The 17,553-nt window shown below is 56.9% G+C and carries 18 protein-coding genes; 13 read left to right on the top strand and 5 right to left on the bottom strand.

Annotation, left to right across the window (positions count from 1 at the left end):
- Positions 1 to 48 precede the first annotated feature (48 nt).
- Both mdh and G5168_RS08595 read left to right on the top strand, forming a co-directional pair.
- Positions 49 to 984: a malate dehydrogenase gene (mdh, locus tag G5168_RS08600; protein WP_005340384.1), complete on the top strand. Its 936-nt coding sequence runs from the start codon at positions 49 to 51 to the stop codon at positions 982 to 984.
- Between the two features lie 395 nt (positions 985 to 1,379).
- Positions 1,380 to 1,964 (top strand): tetratricopeptide repeat protein, encoded by a 585-nt coding sequence (locus tag G5168_RS08595; protein WP_103251390.1) that lies wholly within the window; start codon positions 1,380 to 1,382, stop codon positions 1,962 to 1,964.
- A gap of 99 nt (positions 1,965 to 2,063) precedes the next feature.
- On the opposite strand, the gene hmpA is transcribed toward G5168_RS08595, so the two are convergent.
- Positions 2,064 to 3,257, bottom strand: coding sequence for an NO-inducible flavohemoprotein (gene hmpA / locus G5168_RS08590; protein WP_201990764.1), 1,194 nt, complete (start codon positions 3,255 to 3,257; stop codon positions 2,064 to 2,066).
- 111 nt (positions 3,258 to 3,368) lie between these two features.
- On the opposite strand from hmpA, the gene G5168_RS08585 reads away from it, so the two are divergent.
- Positions 3,369 to 3,839: an Rrf2 family transcriptional regulator gene (locus G5168_RS08585; protein ID WP_005340388.1), complete on the top strand. Its 471-nt coding sequence runs from the start codon at positions 3,369 to 3,371 to the stop codon at positions 3,837 to 3,839.
- A 40-nt stretch (positions 3,840 to 3,879) separates the two neighbouring features.
- Here G5168_RS08585 and G5168_RS08580 read toward each other — a convergent pair whose 3' ends face one another.
- Positions 3,880 to 5,160: an HlyC/CorC family transporter gene (locus tag G5168_RS08580; protein WP_005348906.1), complete on the bottom strand. Its 1,281-nt coding sequence runs from the start codon at positions 5,158 to 5,160 to the stop codon at positions 3,880 to 3,882.
- 42 nt (positions 5,161 to 5,202) lie between these two features.
- Positions 5,203 to 5,994 carry a cytochrome C assembly family protein gene (locus G5168_RS08575; RefSeq protein WP_227341902.1) on the bottom strand — a complete coding sequence of 264 codons (792 nt, stop codon included), beginning with the start codon at positions 5,992 to 5,994 and terminating at the stop codon, positions 5,203 to 5,205.
- 205 nt (positions 5,995 to 6,199) lie between these two features.
- Here G5168_RS08575 and ffh point away from each other — a divergent pair, with 205 nt between their 5' ends.
- From ffh to rplS, 5 genes are all read left to right on the top strand, one after another.
- Positions 6,200 to 7,576, top strand: a complete 1,377-nt coding sequence (ffh, locus tag G5168_RS08570) for a signal recognition particle protein (RefSeq protein ID WP_005341384.1) — start codon at positions 6,200 to 6,202, stop codon at positions 7,574 to 7,576.
- Positions 7,577 to 7,758: 182 nt separating this feature from the next.
- Complete coding sequence (gene rpsP, locus G5168_RS08565; protein ID WP_216952849.1) at positions 7,759 to 8,007, top strand: 30S ribosomal protein S16; 249 nt, start codon at positions 7,759 to 7,761, stop codon at positions 8,005 to 8,007.
- Positions 8,008 to 8,031: 24 nt separating this feature from the next.
- On the top strand, positions 8,032 to 8,553 hold the full coding sequence (gene rimM / locus G5168_RS08560) for a ribosome maturation factor RimM (RefSeq protein WP_005340394.1): 522 nt from the start codon (positions 8,032 to 8,034) through the stop codon (positions 8,551 to 8,553).
- 34 nt (positions 8,554 to 8,587) lie between these two features.
- A complete protein-coding gene (gene trmD, locus G5168_RS08555) occupies positions 8,588 to 9,337 on the top strand; it encodes a tRNA (guanosine(37)-N1)-methyltransferase TrmD (RefSeq protein WP_005308699.1) in 750 nt (249 codons plus the stop codon).
- Positions 9,338 to 9,369: 32 nt separating this feature from the next.
- Positions 9,370 to 9,717 carry a 50S ribosomal protein L19 gene (gene rplS, locus G5168_RS08550; protein WP_005308701.1) on the top strand — a complete coding sequence of 116 codons (348 nt, stop codon included), beginning with the start codon at positions 9,370 to 9,372 and terminating at the stop codon, positions 9,715 to 9,717.
- Positions 9,718 to 9,818: 101 nt separating this feature from the next.
- Here rplS and G5168_RS08545 read toward each other — a convergent pair whose 3' ends face one another.
- Together G5168_RS08545 and mutH are read right to left on the bottom strand one after the other, a co-directional pair.
- Positions 9,819 to 10,142 carry an isoamylase early set domain-containing protein gene (locus G5168_RS08545; RefSeq protein WP_227341903.1) on the bottom strand — a complete coding sequence of 108 codons (324 nt, stop codon included), beginning with the start codon at positions 10,140 to 10,142 and terminating at the stop codon, positions 9,819 to 9,821.
- An 80-nt stretch (positions 10,143 to 10,222) separates the two neighbouring features.
- Complete coding sequence (mutH, locus tag G5168_RS08540) at positions 10,223 to 10,897, bottom strand: DNA mismatch repair endonuclease MutH (protein ID WP_042084339.1); 675 nt, start codon at positions 10,895 to 10,897, stop codon at positions 10,223 to 10,225.
- A gap of 733 nt (positions 10,898 to 11,630) precedes the next feature.
- On the opposite strand from mutH, the gene rppH reads away from it, so the two are divergent.
- From rppH to nhaA, 5 genes are all read left to right on the top strand, one after another.
- Complete coding sequence (gene rppH / locus G5168_RS08535) at positions 11,631 to 12,158, top strand: RNA pyrophosphohydrolase (RefSeq protein WP_005340421.1); 528 nt, start codon at positions 11,631 to 11,633, stop codon at positions 12,156 to 12,158.
- A 14-nt stretch (positions 12,159 to 12,172) separates the two neighbouring features.
- Positions 12,173 to 14,452, top strand: a complete 2,280-nt coding sequence (ptsP, locus tag G5168_RS08530) for a phosphoenolpyruvate--protein phosphotransferase (RefSeq protein ID WP_005340422.1) — start codon at positions 12,173 to 12,175, stop codon at positions 14,450 to 14,452.
- Positions 14,453 to 14,519: 67 nt separating this feature from the next.
- Positions 14,520 to 15,344, top strand: coding sequence for a prolipoprotein diacylglyceryl transferase (lgt, locus tag G5168_RS08525; RefSeq protein WP_031227775.1), 825 nt, complete (start codon positions 14,520 to 14,522; stop codon positions 15,342 to 15,344).
- Complete coding sequence (gene thyA / locus G5168_RS08520) at positions 15,344 to 16,138, top strand: thymidylate synthase (RefSeq protein WP_421252079.1); 795 nt, start codon at positions 15,344 to 15,346, stop codon at positions 16,136 to 16,138. The genes lgt and thyA overlap by 1 nt, the downstream gene beginning before the upstream one ends.
- Before the next feature lie 222 nt (positions 16,139 to 16,360).
- On the top strand, positions 16,361 to 17,551 hold the full coding sequence (nhaA, locus tag G5168_RS08515) for a Na+/H+ antiporter NhaA (protein ID WP_005341370.1): 1,191 nt from the start codon (positions 16,361 to 16,363) through the stop codon (positions 17,549 to 17,551).
- Positions 17,552 to 17,553 lie beyond the last annotated feature (2 nt).

Raw genomic sequence — 17,553 nt, 5'->3', positions numbered from 1 at the left:
GCACAACAACAAACAACCTTAAACCTACGCTTAAACATGGAGTTGATCATGAAAGTTGCCGTTCTGGGTGCCGCTGGTGGCATCGGTCAAGCCCTCGCTCTGCTGTTGAAAAACCGTCTGCCGGCTGGCTCCGAGCTGAGCCTGTATGACATCGCCCCGGTTACTCCGGGTGTGGCCGTTGACCTCAGTCATATTCCTACCGACGTCGCCATCAAGGGCTTCTGCGGTGAAGATCCGACTCCTGCGCTGGTTGGGGCCGATGTGGTGCTGATCTCCGCTGGTGTGGCACGCAAGCCGGGGATGGATCGCTCCGACCTGTTCAATATCAACGCCGGTATCGTCAAGAATCTGGTCGAGAAGTGCGCGGCCACTTGCCCGAAAGCACTGATCGGCATCATCACCAACCCGGTCAACACCACCGTTGCCATCGCCGCCGAAGTGCTGAAGAAAGCCGGTGTCTATGACAAGCGTCGCCTGTTCGGTGTCACCACCCTGGACGTGATCCGCGCCGAGACCTTCGTGGCCGCTGCCAAAGGGTTGAACATCGACAAGGTACGCGTCAACGTGATCGGTGGTCACAGTGGCGTCACCATCCTGCCGCTGCTCTCCCAGATTGAAGGCGCTTCCTTCACCGCTGAAGAAGTGGCAGCCATGACCAAGCGCATCCAGAATGCCGGTACCGAAGTGGTGGAAGCCAAAGCCGGTGGCGGTTCTGCGACCCTCTCCATGGGTCAGGCGGCTTGCCGTTTCGGTCTCTCCCTCATCAAGGGTCTGCAGGGCGAAGCCAACGTTGTTGAGTGCGCCTACGTTGAAGGCAACGGCGAGCACGCCACCTTCTTCGCACAGCCGGTACTGCTGGGCAAGAATGGCGTCGAAACCGTACTGGATTACGGCAAGCTGAGCGCGTTCGAGCAGGAAGCGATGGAAGGCATGCTGGCTACCCTGAAAGCCGATATCCAGCTGGGTGTCGATTTCGTCAAGTAAGCGGGTCAACCGTGCCAACAAGGGAGCTTCGGCTCCCTTTTGTATTGATGAGATCCGCCCGGCAGGCTAAGGGGATGGGGCTTGGTGCCGATAACAGAGTGCAGCAGGAGATCCTTATGATGAAACCCCTTACCCTTCTCATTCTTGTCGGTACATTCACCGCGCCCCTCTATGGTGCCGAGGCGGTATCGGCTGCCGTATCGAGCGATGTGCCTGCAGCAAGTGCATCGGCACCGACAGCAAGCAGTGCTGCGGTGTCAACGGCCCCTGTCTCTGCTGCTACGCCAGCGCCCTCTGAGGCAGTCCCCGTCTTGCTCCCGGCCGAGCCGGTCACCCCCGTTGCCAGCAGTGGCGAGGGGGCCGCGCCGCTGCCAAAACCGGTGGAACCTGCTGCTGTGGTGGCGCCTCCCGCACCTCTGGCCGCTGGCGAGTTGCAGGCGGTGCCACTCTATCGTCAGGACGAGTTGCTCAACTGGATTGAGCAGGGGCGTCACCTCACTCAGGTGAAGCAGGATCGCTGTCAGCTGACTCAGGATATCGAAGCGCGCGCCTCGGTGATGAAGATCCCGGCCTATCAATTCCTCTGGGGGGATATGCTGGCGTGGGGTGTCTGTACCAAATCCAATGCCGAACTCGGGGTGCAATATATGTGGGAGGCGGCCAATCAGGGGTTGGCGCCAGCGCTGGAGCAGCTGGGGCGCTACTACTGGAAAGGAACTTTGGTGCAGAAGGATTTGGTGCGAGCCGAAACTCTGATGCGCGAGGCGGCCAGCCTCGGTTTTCTGCGGGCTCGCATCGAGTGGGTCGAGATGCTGTTGCAGGGGATGGGCAGTCCGCTTGATTATGAGGACGCCTATCGCTGGCTCCATGGCTCCGTCATAGGTGACAAGGCGCTGCACCAGAAGGCGGCGAGTCTGCTCAGCCGTCTTGGCAACCGGATGCCGGCCAACGTGGTGGCCCGCGCCAAGGCGATGCACTGATCCAAAAAAATGACCCACAGATCTGCACCTGTGGGTCCGGTTCCAGCCGCCGTGCCATGACAAGCCGGAACCTCCCTCTGTTATATGGCTGCCTGCGCCTTAGAGATCTTGGTGGGGGCCAAAAACTTCGTAATGGAGCTGCCCGGCTGACACCCCAGCCGCCAGCAGCTGCCGCTTGATCTCTTGCATGAAGCCGACAGGGCCACAGAAGTAGTAGTGGGCCTGCGGCGTGATGCGCTCTTTCACGGCAGTCAGATCCATGGTGCCGGCCAGGTCATAATCTTCACCCTGTACATCGCTGGCCTCCGGCTCCCGATACCAGACCCGGCTCAGCAAGTTGGGATGCTGGCGGGATTTTTGCTGAATATCCTCCCGGAAGGCGTGTACAGCGCCCTGTTCGCAGGCGTGCAGCCAGGTGATCTCGGCCTGATGAGCACTTTCCAGCAGCTGGTTGAGCATGCTCATCATCGGCGTCACGCCGACACCGGCTGAGAGCAGTACCACCGGGGTCTGGCTGTCGGCTTTCAGGTAGAAATCGCCGGTAGGAGGCATCACCTCGATCTTGTCACCCGCCTGCAGGTGATCGTGCAGCAGGTTGGAGACCTGACCCTGCGGCTCACGCTTGACGCTGATGCGGTAATCCTGCCCGTTGGGGGCATCGGAGAGGGAGTACTGGCGGATCTCCTGATATTCCAGCTCGGGGTGAACCAGCTTGATGCTGAGGTATTGGCCCGGTTTGAAGGTCAGTACCGGCTTGCCATCTTCCGGTGCCAGCAGGAAGGAGGTGATGAGGTCGCTCTCGGCTCGCTTCTCCTTGATGATGAAGGTGCGGGTACCTTGCCAGCCGCCATCCTGACTTGCCTTCTCCTGATAGATCTCCCGCTCGCGGCCGATGAAGATGTCTGCCAGCACGCCATACGCCTTGCCCCATGCCTCCAGCACCTCGTCGGTGACCGCACTTCCGCCCAATTCTTTGAGCGTGGCCAAGAGATGACTACCTACAATGTGATATTGTTCTGGCTGGATCAGGAATCCGGTATGTTTGTGCGCAATCCGCTCGACCGCACCGGCGAGCGCTCCCAGATTGTCGATATTCTTTGCATACGCGGCGACTGCATTGAACAGGGCCAGCGGCTGGCCGCCACTGCGTTGGTGGGCCAGGTTGAAGATATCTTTCAGCTCCGGGTTATGGCTGAACATCCGTTGGTAGAAGTGCTGGGTGAGGGCAGGACCTGCCGATTCGAGCAGCGGAATGGTGCTTTTGATGACGGCAACGGTGGTTTGATCTAGCATAGGGGCCTCGTTCTAATTGAACATATAAAATGTCATTTAATAAGTGGCATCCTAGATGTTTATTTGATTTGAATCAATACTCCACTTTTCGCATCGCGCTAATCAGGTTTTATGAGACTAACCAGTTATACAGATTTCGGATTGAGAGCCCTGCTCTATCTTGCCACCCTGCCGGAAGGGGAGTTGTCGAGCGTTGCCAAGGTATCAGCCCTGTATGGTGTTTCCCGCAACCACATGGTGAAGGTGGTCAATCAGCTGGTGAAGCTGGGCTATCTGCAATCCCAGCGGGGCAAGAATGGCGGTATTCGCATGGCTTGCGATCCCGCTACCATCAATATCGGGCAGGTGATAAGGGCGCTGGAAGGCAATCTGGACGGCATTGACTGCGGCTCGCCCGCTTGCCACATCGTCTCTGTCTGTCTGCTCAAGAGTGCGCTGAAAGAGGCGATGGATGCGTTTCTGGCGGTGATGGACAGCTATACGCTGCAAGACCTGCTGGCCAACCGTGACGAGCTGCAACGGGTCTTCGGCGAGTTGATCCCGACGCTGGTGCTGGAGCCGGATGATGAAGATGAGCAATGACGATGAGCAATAGAAAAGGGCTGCCACTGGCAGCCCTTTTTCAATCTTGCGAATCCGATTCCGCCCGGTACGATGCCGGCATAATCCGCGCCATCTTGACCATGTTGTTCTCCACATCGAGGATCTCGATAGGATAACCGGCCAGCCGGATCCCGATGTTGGGCTGGGGGATCTCCTCCAGATATTCGAGGATCAGGCCGTTGAGGGTACGCGGGCCATCGATGGGCAGATGCCAGTTCATCTCCTTGTTCAGCTCACGAATATTGGCTGAGCCTTCGACCAGATAAGAACCATCTGACTGGGGATGGATCTCGTCGCTCGGCGCTGGCGTCATGGAGGTGGTAAAGTCGCCCACGATCTCTTCCAGAATGTCGTCCAGAGTGATTAGCCCCTGAATATCGCCGTATTCGTCGACGATCAGGCCAATTCGCTCCTTGTTGCGTTGGAATTTGGCCAGTTGCACGTTGAGCGGCGTTCCTTCCGGAATGAAGTAGATCTCGTCCACTTCCCGCAACAGGCTCGATTTGTTGAACTGATCCCTGGCTACCAGTCGCAGGGCATCGCGCGCGTGCAAAAAGCCGACAACGTCGTCGATATTGTCGCGATAGAGCAGGATCTTGGTGTGAGCGCAGTGGGCCAGCTGGCGCTGGATGCTCTTCCAGTCATCGTTGATGTCGATGGCGTAGATATCGCTGCGTGGCACCATGATGTCCTCGACCAGCATCTTGTCGAGATCCAGAATGCTCAACAGCATCTCCTGATGACGCTGGGGGATCAGGTTACCCGCCTCATTGACTATGGTGCGCAGCTCCTCGGTGTTGAGGGAGTCATCCTTGTTGGGATTGATCTTCAGCATCTTGAGCAGGCCGCTGGTGATGCCGTTGATCAGCCAGACCAGCGGTGAGAGCGGCACCATCAGCCCCTTGAGGATCCAGGAGGCGGGATAGGCGATCTTCTCCGGAAACATGGCGGCCAGGGTCTTGGGGGTCACTTCACCGAATACCAGTACCACCAAGGTCAGCCCGAAGGTGGCGATGGCGACCCCGAGATCACCAAACAGCCGGATACAGACGATGGTGGCGATGGCGGAGGCGAGGATATTGACCAGATTATTGCCGATCAGGATCAGTCCCAGCAGGCGATCGGGGCGGGCGAGCAGTTGCTCGACGCGACGTGCGGCTTTGTGTTTGGTCTGTGCCAGATGCCGAAGTTTGTAGCGGTTGATGGACATCAGGCCGGTTTCGGCACTGGAGAAAAAGGCGGAAAGAAGGATCAAGATAACGAGAACAATCAGTAATGTACTCGTTGAGATGCTGTCCAAAAAGGGCTCCTGTTGGATGGTATGGCTAAAAGAGTATAGGTGTCAGCTCAACAGCACTTCTTTGACGAAGCGACTGCCAAAATAGGCAAGAGTCAGGATGAAGCTGCCGATCAGACTGAGAGTGATGACTTTACGGCCGCGCCAACCATAGGTGTGATGGCCCCACAACAGCAGCACATAGACACACCAGGCCAGAATGGAGAGTACCGCCTTGTGTGATTTGCCCTGGGCGAACATGTCTTCGAGGAAGAACAGGCCGGAGGCAATGGAGAGTGTCAGCAGGAACAGACCCGCCGAGATGAGCTGGAACAGCCGCTTCTCCACCGTCATCAGTGGCGGCATGGCTGGCAGGTTGCTGATTTTTCGAGATTTAAGCTGCTTGTCCAGACAGGCAAGCTGCAACGCAAACAGGCAGGCGATCATCAATACCGCATAGGCCATCAGGGCTAGGCCGATGTGCAGCAACAGCTGGGGATGGGCCTCCAGATGGGTGATGTAGCGACCCGGGATCAAGGCGCTGGCAGCCAGCAACAGGGCCGAGAAGCTATAGACTACCGGCAGCAGGATCCAGCCGTTGAAGCGACGGGTGACGCAGGTCATGAAGCAACTGATGATCAGGCTCACCAGCGAGGCGACGTTGAGCATGCTCAGGTTTTGACCGGAATGGGTCACCATTACTTCGCTGGCAACAGATGCACCATGGGCTACCAGTGCCAGTCCCACGCAAGCGAACAGGGGGGTGTACCCGACTTGTTTGGCATTGAGCAGCAGGTGCAGTGAGGCGATGATGGCCAGCAGATAAAACGCCAGGGCCAGAACAGAGATCACGATCATAACCAGGTCGTTGTTACACAAGCATTTAGGGATATAAGAGGAGCAGTATACCTTGCACAAGATGTGCTCGCCAGTTGTGCAATGGCCGATCCGCCCATATATAGGGACGAAGCATAGATGAGCGACGGTGCGGTGAATAATCGTCCTCGCGGCTGCTCTGGGTTATAATGCCCCCTATTTATTACGCCAAGAACCGGAATGCGTCATGTTTGAGAATTTGACTGAAAGACTCTCGCGCACCTTGCGCAATGTCAGTGGCCGTGGTCGGCTGACCGAAGAGAACATCAAAGAGACCCTGCGCGAAGTCCGCATGGCGCTGCTTGAGGCGGACGTCGCCCTGCCGGTCGTGCGTGATTTCGTGGCGCGCGTCAAGGAGCGTGCCGTCGGGCAGGAAGTGGCCAAATCCCTGAGCCCGGGTCAGGCATTCATCAAGATAGTGCACGGCGAGCTGGTCACCGTGATGGGGGAGGCCAATGAACAGCTCAATCTGGCTGCCCAGCCGCCCGCCATTATCCTGATGGCCGGTTTGCAGGGGGCCGGTAAGACCACCACGGTCGGCAAACTGGCCAAACTGCTCAAAGAGCGCAACAAGAAGAAGGTGTTGGTGGTCAGTGCCGACGTTTATCGCCCTGCGGCGATCAAACAGCTGGAGACCCTGGCGGGTGACATCGGCGTCGACTTCTTCCCGAGCGATGCAAGCCAGAAGCCGGTTGCCATCGCGACTGCCGCTATCGATCAGGCGCGCAAGAAATTCTATGACGTGGTGATCGTCGATACCGCCGGCCGTCTGCATGTTGATAGCGAAATGATGGCCGAGATCCAGGATCTGCATGCCACCATCAAGCCGGTCGAGACCCTGTTCGTGGTGGATGCCATGACCGGTCAGGATGCCGCCAACACCGCCAAGGCGTTCAACGAAGCGCTGCCGCTCACCGGTGTCATCCTTACCAAGGCGGACGGCGATGCCCGCGGTGGTGCCGCCCTGTCGGTGCGCCACATCACCGGTAAACCGGTCAAGTTCATCGGTATGGGCGAGAAGACCGATGCGCTGGAGCCGTTCCACCCTGATCGCCTCGCCTCTCGCATTCTCGGCATGGGCGATGTGCTCTCTCTGATCGAAGAGGTGGAGCGTAACGTCGATAAAGAGAAAGCGGCCAAGCTGGCCAGCAAGGTCAAGAGCGGTAAAGGCTTCGATCTCGAGGACTTCCGCGAGCAGTTGGCCCAGATGCGCAACATGGGCGGCATGATGGGCATGCTCGACAAGCTGCCGGGCATGTCCGGCCTGCCGGACAACATCAAGGATCAGATGGATGACAAACTCACCGTGCGGATGGAGGCCATCATCAGCTCCATGACGCCGAAAGAGCGTGCCCATCCCGACCTCATCAAGGGCTCTCGCAAGCGTCGCATCGCTGCAGGTTCCGGCATGCAGGTGCAGGACGTGAACAAGCTGCTCAAGCAGTTCACCGAGATGCAGCGTATGATGAAGAAGATGTCCGGCAAGGGCGGCATGCGCAAAATGATGAGCCAGATGAAGAACATGCTGCCACCGGGATTTGGTGGCGGTCGCGGTCCGTTCTGATTATCCGGAGTTAGGTATTGAGCGAGGGTCTGCGAGTTGCAGGCCCTTTTCATTGCAGCCCTGCGCAAAAAATGGCTGGCTTGGTTGCAATTATTACGAATCCAAGTAGAATTATGCGGCTTATTTTAAGCTAGGGTCCGCGTGTTTGCGGGCCTTGTTCATTAGATGTTAATGAGGACGATATGGTAACCATTCGTTTACAACGTGGTGGCGCGAAAAAGCGTCCGTTCTACCAGGTAGTAGTTGCTGACAGCCGTAACGCCCGCGACGGTCGTTTCATCGAGCGCGTTGGTTTCTTCAACCCGGTTGCTTCTGGTCAGGCTGAAAAGCTGAACCTGGACCTGGCTCGTATCGAGCATTGGGTTGCTACTGGTGCCGCTGTTTCTGAGCGCGTTGCCAAGCTGATCAAAGACGCTGCCAAAGCTGCTTAATCAGCCAAACGGTAAGGAGTTAAGGTGGAAAAACCTGTAGTTCTGGGCACCCTGGGGACCGTTTACGGCATCAAGGGCTGGCTTAAAGTGAACTCCTTCACCGATGTTGCCGAAGCGATTTTCGATTACAACCCCTGGCTGATTAATCAGAACGGGGCGTGGCGTGAAATTCGGGTTTCATCCTGGAAACGTCACAACAAGGGTCTGATCTGCAAACTCGATGGTATCGATGTGCGCGAAGATGCCCTGGCATTGACCAATGTCGAGATTGGCGTACCCGCCGATCTGTTGCCTGCGTTGCCTGAAGGTGAGTTCTACTGGCGTGACCTGATTGGTTGCTCCGTGGTGACCACCAAGGGATACGACCTGGGCAAGGTGACCGAATTGATGGAAACCGGCTCCAACGATGTGTTGGTGGTTGAGGCCAATGTAAAAGATGCCTTTGGTGCAAAGGAGCGGTTGATTCCGTTCCTGGAAGAGCAGGTGATCAAGAACATTGATCTGACTGCTCGAACAATCGAAGTTGATTGGGATCCTGGTTTCTAGTTTCCCGCGCTAACACGGGTGCCGGAGGTTTCTTATGTGGATTGGGGTGATTAGCCTCTTCCCTGAAATGTTCCGAGCCATTACCGAGCACGGGGTAACGGGTCGGGCCGTCAAGAGTGGCCTGCTGCAGATTGAGTGCTGGAACCCCCGGGACTTTACCCACGACAAACACCGTACGGTCGATGATCGTCCTTATGGTGGTGGGCCCGGCATGTTAATGATGGTTCAGCCGCTGCGTGACGCGATTCATGCAGCCAAGCAAGCGGCGGGAGACGGGGCGAAAGTCATCTATCTCTCCCCTCAGGGACGCAAGCTGACTCAAGCTGGCGTAACCGAGTTGGCGACGAATCAGAAACTGATTCTGGTAGCCGGTCGATACGAAGGTATCGATGAACGCGTGATACAAACCGAAGTCGACGAAGAGTGGTCTATCGGGGATTACGTGTTAAGTGGTGGCGAGTTGCCTGCCATGACCCTGATCGATGCGGTTTCGCGTCTGGTTCCAGGAGTCTTGGGTGATCAGGCCAGTGCTGAGCAGGACTCCTTTACGGATGGCTTGCTGGATCATCCCCACTACACTCGGCCGGAGGTGTTGGATGGATTGGCGGTGCCCGAGGCGCTGACAAGCGGCAATCACGAAGTGATTCGGCGCTGGCGTCTCAAGCAATCTCTCGGACGAACCTGGCAAAGAAGGCCGGAACTTATTAACAACCTAGCTCTGACTGACGAGCAAGAATCACTTCTTGCCGAGTATGTCCGCGAAGTGCGTGACAGCGTTAAGTAGAGTTTTCAGTTTATCCTAGGTAAGGAAAGACAATGAGCAAGATTATTCAGCAGCTTGAACAAGAGCAAATGCGTACCGACATCCCGGCTTTTGCCCAGGGCGACACCGTACGTGTTCAAGTTCGTGTTAAAGAAGGTGGTAAAGAGCGTCTGCAGGCTTTCGAAGGCATCGTTATTGCCAAGCGTAACCGCGGTCTGCACTCTGCTTTCACCGTTCGCAAGATCTCCAACGGCGAAGGTGTTGAGCGTGTATTCCAGACTCACTCTCCGCTGATCCACAGTGTAGAACTGAAGCGTCGTGGTGATGTTCGCCGTGCCAAACTGTACTACCTGCGCAACCTGTCCGGTAAAGCTGCTCGTATCAAAGAGAAGCTCAACTAATTCGATTCGAATTGGTGTCGGTATGTCGGCTAAAAGCTCGACAGGTAGTGAAAAGGCTCGCCAATGGCGAGCCTTTTTTGTATCCGGAATTCGGTCACTGCTTACTGGCTGACTCGTACCACCGAGTTGTCGCGGCCGTAGGGGCTGGGTACGTAGGCATCGGCTTGCCAGTCATTCTCGTAGAGGGTCTCTCCCTCAGGAGTGATGAACTGGTAGCAATACTCGAAACTCTCCGGCCCGTCGGTCGGCAGATTGAGGGTGGCCTTGAACTCACCGCTCTTCATGCGTTTCAGCTCGACCGGTTGCCACTGGGTGAACTCGCCGATCAGCATCACCTGTTCTGCCCCTGCTGCGGCCTCCTTCTCTACGGCGAAGGTCACCTTGACCTCGGGTTTGGACTTGAGAAACTGCTTGGTAAGTGGCATGACGCCTCCTTGTCTGTGAGTTAAAAATGGATCCTGTCTATTTTTATACCACCATATGACAAAGATGTTGATAAGGCAGATCAAGTCGGCAAGGCAAAATAGCGTTGCAGCAGACTGTGGGTGAAGTCGATCTTGAGATAAAAGCCGCGGGGCAGGGTCATGATGGGTTGACCATCGCGGCCGATGGCGCGAGTCAGCGCTTTGTTGTTGGCTGCCTTGGGGCGCAGTTGCATCACCTGGCCGTGGCGCGCGCTGATCTGCTCCACCTCTCCCAGCACTATCATATCCATCAGCTCCTCCCAGTCCTGACGCAGCAGCCGATCTTCCTCTTCATTCGGGCTCCACATCAGCGGCATGCCGACCCGTCGCTCGCCAACCGGGATCTCCCGACTGCCTTCCACCGGGATCCAGAGCACCCGGGAGAGCTTGTTGCGCACGTTTGACTCCTCCCAGCGCTGGCCGCTGACGCCGATTAGCGGGGCGACGCAGACGAAGGTGGTTTCCAGCGGTTTGCCTTGAGGATCCACGGGGATCGTCTTGAGTTCGATCCCCAGCTCTGGGAAGTCTTGTTCCGGCTTGCTCCCTGCGCTGGCTCCCAGTTGCAGCTCGATCAACTGACCGACCCACCCCTTGTCACGGCGCAGATCTTTGGGCACTGCGACGCCAGCCTCGGCGGCCAGCTGCGCCAGCGTGAAGCCGGCCATGGCATAGGCGCGGCTCAATAACTCCTGCTCGGATTGGGGATTGCTTGGCATAGTTGGCTCCATCTTGCTCGCCATATTCTAACAGGGGAGGATCCCGAGAAGGATCGTTGTTTTTATAACCGATCCTGAGTGGATAAGATCAAACATGGATAAGTTGAGTGTTATGTGTGCATCATCATGATTTTAAAGGTTTTTGTATGTTTTATCGAGCACGGTTCCTAGCGGTGCTTGAGCTTGAAATAGTTGTCCAAGGGTTTGCTCGCGATGTTACACACAGTTATCCACAGAAATCTTGGATAAGTGGATGAAAGTGGAAGGTATGGCCGATATGTTACAAAAAATTGTGAATCCTCCCCCATTTTTGCCGAGCAAGCAGGGTAGATAATGTGCCGTGCTTGTGGATAATCTGTCCTGGGTGGATCTTTGACCAGTTGAACTTGTTCACAATCAGTCTCAGGGAGCACGCTACCGGAAGAGCATGGATCCAGATCCAGTATTATGCATTTAAGTTATTGTATATAAAGTGATTTTTATATTGTGTGTCGTGTGGTGACATGAATGTCTTCTTTTCACTACTATTGAAAAAGTACTGTATATACCCGTTTGCTAACAGCTTTATGCACAGCCTGGGTGGGCAACTTGGAGGCGCGGATCCTTGGATTTGTTTATAAGTATGTTTGAAATCGAAAGTTATTCATGAAACAGGGGATTCACTCCTTGTTTGCTGCCACGGAGTGAATGTGGAACAATCTCCTTATAGATTCAGCCTTTATAAGGTGATCACGTGATTGATGGCGACGGATTTCGTCCCAATGTCGGTATCGTGATCTGTAACCGTGAAGGACAAGTGTTGTGGGCTAAACGCTATGGGCAGCACTCCTGGCAGTTTCCGCAGGGGGGGGTTGATGATGGTGAAACGCCAGAGCAGGCCATGTATCGAGAGCTGTATGAGGAGATTGGCCTCAAGCCCGAAGATGTGACCATCATGGCCACCAGTCGTAACTGGCTAAAGTACCGTTTACCCAAACGTCTTGTCCGCTGGGACAGTTCACCGGTCTGTATTGGCCAAAAACAAAAATGGTTCTTGTTACAGCTGAATTCGGGCAAGGAGTCGCGGATCCAGTTCGGCTGTCATGGCCATCCCGAATTTGACGACTGGCGTTGGGTCAGCTTCTGGTACCCGGTGCGTCAGGTCGTTTCGTTCAAGCGGGAGGTTTACCGCCGGGTCATGAAAGAGTTTGCCCCGCTGGCGATGCCGGTGCCGGCAGTGCAGGTCAACAAGAAGGATGGGCGGCGCAATCGCGCCCGTTAAGGAGCACAGATTAGTTGTTAACGGAACTGAGACGTATCGTCGAGAGCATGGCCGAGGCCAATACCCTCGAGCAGGCCTTGCAAGCATTGGTGAGCCAGACCCGGCACGCCATGGCAGTGGACTGCTGCTCCGTCTATGTCTCGGAACCCGAGGTGCGCCGCTATCGCCTGGCGGCTACTGACGGCTTGGCCCCGTCCGCAGTCGGCAAGGTGACCCTGCCTTACGAGCAGGGCATCGTCGGTCTGGTGGGTCAGCGGGAAGAGCTGATCAACCTGGCTGATGCCCCCGCGCATCCCAGTTTCAAATTCCTGCCCGATGTGGCCGAAGAGGCGTTCCGCTCTTTCCTCGGCGCTCCCATCATGCATCAGCGTCAGGTGGTCGGCATTCTGGTGGTGCAGCAGAAGGAGAGCCGCCGCTTCGATGAGGGGGAAGAGTCCTTCATGGTCACCCTGGCGGCCCAGCTGGCGGCGCGGATCGCCCAGGCGCAGGCCAAGGGGTGGTTGCAGAAGACCGACTGGAGCAAGCCGCTGCGCGGTATTGCCGGTGCCAGCGGCATCGCCATGGCCAAGGCCTGGGTGTGGCGGCCCCGCAAGGCGCTCTCGTCCATTACCCCGCGCAAGGATGAAGACCATGCCAGCCAGCTGGCGCGGCTGGAGCTGGCGGTTGAGGAGGTGCGCCACGATCTGGAGAGTCTGGCGCTGCGTTTTCGCGAAAGCTACAGCCAGGATTCGGTGGCGATTTTCGATATCTACCTCCATCTGCTGAACGATCCCGGCTATATCAAGCCCATTCGCAACAAGGTGAGCAAGGAGCACTGGACTGCGGTATCTGCGGTCAAGCTGATCAGTGATCGCTTGATCGAGCAGTTCAAAGGGATGAAGGATCCCTACCTGCAGGAGCGCTCCACCGACGTGAAGGATATTGCCCAGCGGCTGATCAGCCGACTGGTGCAGAATGAACCGGAACATATCTCCATCGGCGAGCCGGTGGTGCTGGTTGCCGATGAAGTGACCGCCACCATTCTGGCGGAAGTGCCCCGCGAGTATCTGACCGGGGTGGTCTCACTCAAGGGGGGGACCAACTCCCACGCCGCCATTCTGGCCCGCGCCATGGGGGTCGCCGCCATCATGGGGGTCGATCTGCCCCTCGGCGACATCGGCGGTCGCATGCTGGTTGTCGATGGTTACAGCGGCGATCTCTTCATCGAACCCAATCAGGTGATTCTGACCGAGTATCGTCAGCTGCTGAGCGAAGAGCGGGCGCTCGATACCTTGGTGCGCAGTGTCGACAACTTGCCATCCGAGACGGCCGACGGCACCAAGGTCTCCCTGCTGCTCAACGCCGGTCTCAGTGCCGATACCGAGATCTCCCTCAATCAGCTGGCGGACGGGGTCGGTCTCTATCGCACCGAGATCCCCTTTATGCTGCAGGAGAGTTTCCCCTCAGAGTGGGAGCAGACAGCCCGTTATCGCGGCATTCTGGAGACCTACCGCAACCGGCCGGTCTGCATGCGGACGCTGGATGTGGGCGGCGACAAGCCGTTGCCCTATTTCCCCATCGTCGAGGAAAACCCCTTCCTTGGCTGGCGGGGGATCCGGATCACCCTGGATCACCCCGAACTGTTTCTGGTGCAGCTCAAGGCGATGCTGCGGGCCAGTGAAGGGCTGGACAATCTGGCCATCATGCTGCCGATGATCAGCAGCGTCAGCGAAATCAAAGCCTCCCGTCGTCTGCTGGATCAGGCATGGCGGGAAGTGTCGGAAGAGGCGGCGAGCCGCGATGCAGTGATCCGCTACCCCAGCCTCGGGGTGATGATCGAGGTGCCCTCAGCCCTCTTTATTTTGCCGGAGATGGCGCCGCTCATCGACTTCTGGTCTGTGGGCAGCAATGACCTTACCCAGTACCTGCTGGCGGTGGATCGCAACAATTCCCGGGTTGCCAACATCTATGATGCTTTCCATCCTGCGGTGATCCGCGCCCTGCAACAGCTGGTTGATGCTTCCCACCGCTACCAGAAGCCGGTGTCGGTCTGTGGCGAGCTGGCCGGTGATCCGGTCGGTGTACTGTTGCTGCTTGCCATGGGCTATCGCCGCTTCAGTATGAACACCCACAACATCGCCCGGATCAAGTACGTGCTGCGTCAATCCACCCTGAGCGAGTTGACCGAACTGATGGCCGATGGCCTCAAACATGACAACCCCCACGTACTGCGCGGCCTGTTTGCCCGCTATCTGGAGGAGCATGGTTTGGGCGGTTTGCTGCGAGCCGGTCATAAATCGAAACAGAGTGATTGATAATCATGCCTTGTCCCTGCTGACGAATGATCGGAAAATGCGGCTTTTATTTTGACTGGGGCCGCATATGCAGCACGATGGATATTGGGTTTTCTCGCAGATTGATCCCGTAGCATTCAGTTTGGGACCACTATCGGTACGCTGGTATGGTCTCATGTACCTGTTCGGTTTCGCGTTTGCCATGTGGCTTGCCGGCCGTCGCGCCGATGCGCCGAACAGCGGCTGGACCCGCAACGAGGTGTCGGATCTGCTGTTTTACGGCTTCCTCGGGGTGATCCTCGGTGGCCGTGTCGGTTACGTGCTGTTCTACAACTTCGATCTCTTCCTCGCGGATCCCACCTACCTGTTCAAGATCTGGACCGGCGGTATGTCGTTCCACGGTGGTCTGATCGGGGTGATCACCGCGATGATCTGGTTTGCCCACAAGACCAAGCGCCACTTCTTCACCGTGGCCGACTTTGTGGCACCGCTCATTCCGTTCGGTCTCGGCGTCGGCCGGATCGGCAACTTCCTCAACGGCGAGCTGTGGGGCCGGGTCACCGATGTACCCTGGGCCATCATCTTCCCGGAGGCCGGCCCCGAGCCGCGTCATCCCTCCCAGCTTTACCAGTTCGCACTGGAAGGGGTGGTGCTGTTCATCATCCTCAATCTCTTCTGGCGCAAGAATCCGCCGCGCGGTGCCATCTCCGGCATGTTCCTGCTGTTCTACGGCCTGTTCCGCTTCCTGGTGGAGTTTGTGCGCCAGCCGGACAGCCAGCTTGGTCTCTATTTCCAGGAGATCAGCATGGGCCAGATCCTCTCCACCCCGATGATTATCGCCGGTGCCCTGATGATCTGGGCCGCCTACAAGCGTCCGCAGTTGTTCGGTAATGCCGTGAAGGAGGCGAAATAATGCGAGCTTATCTCGACCTGATGCAGAAAATCCTCGATGAGGGCACCGTCAAGTCAGACCGTACCGGCACCGGTACTGTCTCCCTGTTCGGCCATCAGATGCGCTTCAATCTGGCGGAAGGTTTCCCGCTGGTGACCACCAAGAAGTGCCACCTGCGCTCCATCATTCACGAGCTGCTCTGGTTCCTCAATGGCGATACCAATACCGCCTATCTGAAGGAAAACGGCGTCAGCATCTGGGATGAGTGGGCCGACGAGAATGGCGATCTGGGGCCGGTTTACGGCGCTCAGTGGCGCTCCTGGCCTGCCGCTGACGGGTCTGTCATCGACCAGATCCAGAAAGCGGTGGATGACATCAAGCACAACCCGGATTCGCGCCGCATCATCGTATCCGCCTGGAACGTGGGCGAGCTGGACAAGATGGCGCTGGCCCCCTGCCACGCCTTCTTCCAGTTTTATGTGGCGGGCGGCAAGCTCTCCTGCCAGCTCTACCAGCGCAGCTGTGATGTGTTCCTCGGCCTGCCGTTCAACATTGCCAGCTACGCCCTGCTGACCCACATGATGGCCCAGCAGTGCAATCTGGAAGTGGGTGACTTCGTCTGGACTGGCGGTGATGTGCATCTCTACTCCAACCACATGGAGCAGACAGCGCTGCAGCTCTCCCGCGAGCCGCGCCCGCTGCCGACCCTGCTGATCAAGCGCAAACCTGACTCCATCTTCGATTACAAGTTCGAGGATTTCGAGATCGAGGGTTATGACCCCCATCCCGGCATCAAGGCGCCCGTCGCCATCTGATAGCAAGGCGCCTCAGGGCGCTTTTTTATGCAGTTAAATAATTGAAAATTCATTTTATTGATTAATAAGACGGTAGCCAGAGACGAGGAAAAACCTGCTTATAGCAGGTATGTTCTATTTTGCTTTCGGTTTTTTCGTTGTATTGAGCAGCAAGAAACGATTTTCCATTGGTTGTTGCAAGGGATAGACTCAAACCAAAGCAATACGGTGGAAAATTTAACCATGAGTGACGTAATCAAAAAGTTCCTGAAGCTGGAGGCCGCCTCCGGAATTATTCTGATCATGGCTGCCATGCTGGCAATGATTTTAGCCAATACCGCGCTGGCTGGCGGGTATCAGGCGTTTCTCGACACGCCGGTGCAGGTGCGCATCGCGGCTCTCGACATCAACAAGCCACTGCTGCTCTGGATCAACGATGGCTTTATGGCGATTTTCTTCCTGCTGGTTGGTCTGGAAGTGAAGCGTGAAATGTTGGAGGGGGCGCTCTCCTCTCGGGTGCAAGCGACTTTTCCGGCTATTGCGGCGGTGGGCGGCATGCTGGCTCCAGCCTTGATCTACGCCTTTTTCAACTATTCGGACGAAGTGGCGCGTGCTGGCTGGGCGATCCCGGCTGCGACCGACATCGCCTTTGCCCTCGGGGTGATGGCGCTGCTCGGCAAGCGGGTGCCGGTGAGCCTCAAGGTATTCCTGCTGGCGCTGGCCATCATGGATGACCTCGGCGTCATCATCATCATCGCACTCTTCTATACCCAGCAGTTGTCGCTTGAGGCGCTGGCGATCGGCCTTCTGGCTACCTTTACCCTGTTCTGGATGAACCGTCGTGGCGAGGACAGGATCAGCCTCTACATGCTGGTTGGTCTGGTGCTCTGGGTTGCTGTACTCAAGTCGGGCGTTCACGCGACGTTGGCCGGTGTGGTGGTCGGATTTATGATCCCGCTCAAGGGGAAGCGTTATGAGTCGCCACTCAAGCATCTTGAGCACTCGTTACATCCCTGGAGCGCCTATCTGATCCTGCCGCTGTTTGCCTTTGCCAACGCAGGGGTATCCCTTGAGGGGATAGGTCTCTCCTCCCTGTTGAATCCGGTGCCCATGGGCATCATGCTGGGACTGTTTATCGGCAAGCCGCTCGGGGTGTTTACCATCAGCTGGCTGTCGGTCAAACTGGGTATCGCCCAGTTGCCGCCCGGGGTTAACTTCAAGCAGATTTTTGCGGTCAGCATCCTCTGTGGTATCGGATTCACCATGTCGATGTTTATCGCGTCACTGGCCTTTGAGCATGGTGGGCTGGATTACGGCAGCTACTCGCGCCTCGGGATCCTCGTTGGATCCAGCATTGCAGCGCTGGTTGGCTATCTGGCCTTGCGATTGTCACTCCCCAAGAGTGATGGGGACCAGAATGCGGAGGGTTTATGAGA

Origin of the sequence: Aeromonas sp. 600724 (assembly GCF_049175135.1) — a bacterium.
Lineage (GTDB): Bacteria > Pseudomonadota > Gammaproteobacteria > Enterobacterales > Aeromonadaceae > Aeromonas > Aeromonas veronii_A.
This window is presented reverse-complemented; position numbering and strand designations above follow the sequence as displayed.

Coding starts and splice junctions, on each gene's coding strand:
- mdh (WP_005340384.1), top strand. CDS start 49: ATGAAAGTTGCCGTTCTGGGTGCCGCTGGTGGCATCGGTCAAGCCCTC.
- trmD (WP_005308699.1), top strand. CDS start 8,588: ATGTGGATTGGGGTGATTAGCCTCTTCCCTGAAATGTTCCGAGCCATT.
- hmpA (WP_201990764.1), bottom strand. CDS start 3,257: ATGCTAGATCAAACCACCGTTGCCGTCATCAAAAGCACCATTCCGCTG.
- G5168_RS08545 (WP_227341903.1), bottom strand. CDS start 10,142: ATGCCACTTACCAAGCAGTTTCTCAAGTCCAAACCCGAGGTCAAGGTG.
- lgt (WP_031227775.1), top strand. CDS start 14,520: ATGCAGCACGATGGATATTGGGTTTTCTCGCAGATTGATCCCGTAGCA.
- thyA (WP_421252079.1), top strand. CDS start 15,344: ATGCGAGCTTATCTCGACCTGATGCAGAAAATCCTCGATGAGGGCACC.
- nhaA (WP_005341370.1), top strand. CDS start 16,361: ATGAGTGACGTAATCAAAAAGTTCCTGAAGCTGGAGGCCGCCTCCGGA.
- rplS (WP_005308701.1), top strand. CDS start 9,370: ATGAGCAAGATTATTCAGCAGCTTGAACAAGAGCAAATGCGTACCGAC.
- ffh (WP_005341384.1), top strand. CDS start 6,200: ATGTTTGAGAATTTGACTGAAAGACTCTCGCGCACCTTGCGCAATGTC.
- rpsP (WP_216952849.1), top strand. CDS start 7,759: ATGGTAACCATTCGTTTACAACGTGGTGGCGCGAAAAAGCGTCCGTTC.
- G5168_RS08585 (WP_005340388.1), top strand. CDS start 3,369: ATGAGACTAACCAGTTATACAGATTTCGGATTGAGAGCCCTGCTCTAT.
- mutH (WP_042084339.1), bottom strand. CDS start 10,897: ATGCCAAGCAATCCCCAATCCGAGCAGGAGTTATTGAGCCGCGCCTAT.
- G5168_RS08575 (WP_227341902.1), bottom strand. CDS start 5,994: ATGATCGTGATCTCTGTTCTGGCCCTGGCGTTTTATCTGCTGGCCATC.